The following is a 4,199-nucleotide window of genomic DNA, read 5'->3' on the forward strand; positions in this document are numbered from 1 at the left end:
CAGCGCTCTGAAGGTCAGCGTTCTGGCGGCGCGCGCTCGGGCGGCCAGCGCACTGGCGGTCAGCCTCAGCAGACCGCGCGTGTCGATGATGACAACCGCGGCAACCGTGCACCGGTGCAGCGTGAAGTCGATGGCAATCGCGTCGCGCCGCAGCCGGAGGTGAACGGCAACCGTGCGCCGAATGCGCCGAGCAATGATGAGCGTCCGCGTCGCCGCTCACGTGGTGGTCGCAACCGCTCCAGCGGTGGCAACGGTGGTGGCCGCTCCAACGGCTGAGCCGCGCCGTAGAGGCCAAGGCTTGAACACAAACGCCCCGACAACCGCAAGGTTGTCGGGGCGTTTGCGTGTCAGGAGCAGGAGCGTCTGATCAGACGTCTTCTTCCCAGTCGATCTCGTAATCCGGGCCAGTGCCCTGGATGTCCTGCTCGCCACGCACGCCATCACCGCGCAGGCGGGTATGGATGGCCAGCATCACCAGCACCTCGTTGTCCGGGCGGAAGGGCTGCAGGCCCTGTTCGAACAGCATGTTGTTGCGCTCGCGCGCCCAGTCACCCGGGGCAAGCTCAGGGTAGAGGCCTTCCGCCGGCGCGAACTCGATGAAGGGGTCCATGTTGTAGGCGTCGAACAGGCGGGCCAGTGCCTGCTCGTCATCCATGACGCCGGTGGTATAGAGCGTGGTCTGGTAGTAGTCCTGCTCCAGCTCCTTGAGCACATCGAGGGGGCTGACGCCGAAGCTGCGCAGGTCGTCCAGGCTGTAGTCGCCCAGCTCCAGCATCTCGCCATCCAGCCACTCGTCATCCGGCTGGATCAGCACATGCTTCATCTGGCCATCGGGCAGCGCCCAGGCGATGGCCAGCGGCAGACTGGAGTCCTCGCCGGTCTCGACGGCGATGAAGGCGGGGAAGTCCCCTGTTTCGGGTTCATATTCGTGCATGGTGATGTCCAGAGCAGGGAAGCGTGCAGGGAAAGTCGTTGATGCCGATCACAGGCGGAAGAAGCGTGTGGCAGTGGCGGTGGTGGCCTCTGCGAGTTCTTCCATGTCGATACCGCGCAGCGCCGCGACCTCCGCCATGATCCACACCAGTAGTGAGGGTTCATGACGCCGCCCCTTGAGCTTGGCGGGCAGATTGCGCGGTACCAGATAGGGGCAATCGGTTTCCAGCATCAGGCGCTCGAGGGGAATCTCGCGGCACAGGCTGCGCAGGTGTTCGCCTCGGCGCTCATCACACAGCCAGCCGGTCAGGCCGATGTGCAGGTCGAGATCGAGATAGCCGTAGAGCGTCTCGCGCTCACCGGTGAAACAGTGCACGACGGCGTGACTGATATCGTCGCGCCAGTGCTTGAGCATCTCGAGCATCTGGCGACCGGCGTCACGTTCATGCAGAAACAGCGGCAGGCCTGTCTCGGCGGCCAGCGTCAGCTGCGCTTCGAACGCTCGGGCCTGTTCGGCGGGCGTCGAGAAGTTGCGATTGAAATCGAGGCCACATTCCCCCACCGCGACGACCTCTGGCTGCGCCAGTAGCTCCCGGATGCCGCGTTCGACGCCATCGTTCCACTGGCTGGCATCATGCGGATGCACGCCGGCGGTGGCAGAAAGGCCACGATAGCGTGCCGCCAGCGCCTGGGCCTCACGCGAGCCATCCAGGCTGGTGCCGGTCAGGATCTGCCGGCTGACGCCCGCCGCGCGTGCTCGCAGCAAGGTGCCCTCGATGTCGCGCGCGTAGCTCTCATGCGTCAGGTTGACGCCGATGTCGACCAGCGCAGAGGGGCTGGCGAAACGCAGCTCCGGTGCCAGCAGCGTCAGCGCGGCCGCGATATCGGCCTCGCCGAGTTCAAGGTCGTCACACAAGGCGGCAAGCGTCTCGTCGGACAGCCGCTCGCTATCATAGTAGGGCAGGGAGGCAGGATCGGCATGCGGGGGAAGCGCGGACATCGGACACCCTTGGGATCGCGGGGAGGGAGAAGACACATGACAGTGCAAGGCCTGACAACAGCCCGTCGGCCTGGCACTCGATAGCGCTGTATGACAGGCGAGCCTTGGCAGTGCAGGGCACGTGACGTGATTTCAAGCGGTCGGCCATTCTACCCAAGGCGCCGGCGTCTTTCAGCCCTTGCGGCGTCTTCCATCGCCTGCACGCTGCGCCTCGGGTAGAATGGCAGCATTCTCCGGCGCGCGTCGCTGGCGGCGGCCTGTCCGCCTGACTCCCACTTCCTCCGTGGCCTTCCCGGCCGTGGACCCGTCACGAGTTGCTGCTGCACATGGCATTGTTACGACTGGAAAATCTTCAGCTGGCCTATGGCCATCACGTCTTGCTCAACGGGGCGGACCTTGTCGTCGAGCGCGGCGAGCGTCTGGCGCTCGTCGGCCGCAACGGCACCGGCAAGTCGACCCTGCTCAAGCTGATCACCGGCGAATTCCAGGCCGATGCCGGTGAGCTGTGGAAGGCGCCGGGCCTCAAGATCGGCGTGCTCTCGCAGGACCTGCCGGCCGCCGAAGGACGTACCATCTTCGATATCGTCGCTGAAGGCCTGCCGAAGGCGGGCGCGCTGCTGGCGGAATATCATCACCTGATCAGCGACCCCGAGCCGGACCTCAAGCGTCTCGAGCATGTGCAGGTCGCGCTGGAAAGCGTCGATGGCTGGCAGTTCCAGCAGCGTATCGATACCGTGCTGACCCGCCTGGGCCTGCCGGAAGACACCATGATGGAAGACCTGTCCGGCGGCTGGCGCCGTCGTGTCGCGCTGGCGCGTGCGCTGGTGTCCGACCCGGACCTGCTGCTGCTCGATGAGCCGACCAACCATCTGGATCTCGATACCATCGCCTGGCTGGAAGAGCAGGTCGCGGCCTTCTCCGGCGCCGTGCTGTTCATCACCCACGACAGGGCCTTCCTGAAGCGCCTCGCGACCCAGATTCTGGAGCTGGACCGTGGTCGTCTCGGGCGTTATCCGGGCGATTACGCGGCCTACCAGGCCCAGAAGCAGCACGAGATGGATGTCGAGGCCAAGGAGAACTCCGAGTTCGACAAGAAACTGGCCCAGGAAGAGACCTGGATCCGCCAGGGGGTCAAGGCGCGTCGTACCCGCAATGAAGGCCGTGTGCGTGCGCTGGAGAAGATGCGTGCCGAGCGTGGCCAGCGGCGTGAAGTGCAGGGCCGTGCGCGTATCGCCGTCGACTCCGCCGAGCGCAGCGGCAAGCGGGTCGTGGAGCTGGAGAACGTCAGCTATCGCTACGACGAGGCGCAGGAGCAGTGGGTCATCCGTGACCTGAGCGTCGAGATCCAGCGCGGCGACAAGGTTGGCCTGCTGGGGCGCAACGGAGCGGGCAAGACCACGCTGCTGCACATTCTGCTCGGTCAGCTGGAAGCCAGCGAAGGCAAGCGCATCGAAGGCACCAAGCTGCAGATCGCCTACTTCGATCAGCTGCGCAAGGGCCTCGACATGGAAGCCACCGTCTACGACAACGTGGCGCGCGGCAGCGACCGTGTCACGGTCGGCGGGCGTGACATGCACGTGATGAGCTACCTGCAGAACTTCCTGTTCACGCCGGACCGCGCGCGTCAGCCGGTACGTTCGCTGTCAGGGGGCGAGTCCAACCGCCTGCTGCTGGCGCGTCTGTTCACCATGCCGGCCAACGTGCTGGTGCTCGATGAGCCGACCAACGACCTGGATGTCGAGACGCTGGAGCTGCTCGAGGAGCTGTTGCTCGACTTCGACGGTACCGTGCTGCTGGTTTCCCACGACCGTGCCTTCATGGACAACGTGGTCACCAACATCCTCGCCTTCGAGGGCGACGGGGTCGTCAAGCCGTATGTCGGGGGCTACAGCGACTGGATACGTCAGGGCGGCCATCTGCCGCCGGCACCGTGGGAAGTCGAGCGTGAGCGTGAGGAAAAGCACCGTCGTGATGCCCAGGCAGAAGACGAGCGCCGCAAGCGTGAGGCCGCCCAGGCGCAGCAGGCCAACAAGAAGGTCAAGCTGCCCTACAAGTTCCAGCGCGAGCTGGACCTGATTCCGGCGACCATCGAGAAGCTGGAAGCGGAGATCGCGACGCTGGAAGCCGAGATCGCGGCGCCGGAGTTCTACACCGGGGATGCCAAGGCGGTGAAGAACACGCTGGAGAAGCTCAGCCACAAGCAGCAGGTGCTGGAAGAGACGATGGAACGCTGGATGGAACTTGAGGCCATGCAGGAAGGCTGAAG

The 4,199-nt window shown here is 65.1% G+C and carries 4 protein-coding genes; 2 read left to right on the forward strand and 2 right to left on the reverse strand.

Annotation, left to right across the window (positions count from 1 at the left end; genetic code table 11):
• Nucleotides 1-276, forward strand: a 276-nt coding sequence (locus tag AC4FAH_RS03390; protein ID WP_490245636.1) for a hypothetical protein, incomplete at its 5' end; no start/stop codon positions are given.
• A 91-nt stretch (nt 277-367) separates the two neighbouring features.
• On the opposite strand, the gene AC4FAH_RS03395 is transcribed toward AC4FAH_RS03390, so the two are convergent.
• Together AC4FAH_RS03395 and AC4FAH_RS03400 are read right to left on the reverse strand one after the other, a co-directional pair.
• Nucleotides 368-934 (reverse strand): hypothetical protein, encoded by a 567-nt coding sequence (locus tag AC4FAH_RS03395; RefSeq protein ID WP_225347560.1) that lies wholly within the window; start codon nt 932-934, stop codon nt 368-370.
• Between the two features lie 48 nt (nt 935-982).
• On the reverse strand, nt 983-1,933 hold the full coding sequence (locus AC4FAH_RS03400) for a TatD family hydrolase (protein ID WP_286989322.1): 951 nt from the start codon (nt 1,931-1,933) through the stop codon (nt 983-985).
• A gap of 326 nt (nt 1,934-2,259) precedes the next feature.
• On the opposite strand from AC4FAH_RS03400, the gene AC4FAH_RS03405 reads away from it, so the two are divergent.
• On the forward strand, nt 2,260-4,197 hold the full coding sequence (locus AC4FAH_RS03405; protein WP_107335478.1) for an ATP-binding cassette domain-containing protein: 1,938 nt from the start codon (nt 2,260-2,262) through the stop codon (nt 4,195-4,197).
• The last annotated feature ends 2 nt before the right edge of the window (nt 4,198-4,199 follow it).

The sequence above is a fragment of the Cobetia sp. genome, assembly GCF_983723665.1.

What these genes read in the sequence shown, in the direction of transcription:
- AC4FAH_RS03395 (WP_225347560.1), bottom strand. Translation starts at nt 934, where the DNA reads ATGCACGAATATGAACCCGAAACAGGGGACTTCCCCGCCTTCATCGCC.
- AC4FAH_RS03400 (WP_286989322.1), bottom strand. Translation starts at nt 1,933, where the DNA reads ATGTCCGCGCTTCCCCCGCATGCCGATCCTGCCTCCCTGCCCTACTAT.
- AC4FAH_RS03405 (WP_107335478.1), top strand. Translation starts at nt 2,260, where the DNA reads ATGGCATTGTTACGACTGGAAAATCTTCAGCTGGCCTATGGCCATCAC.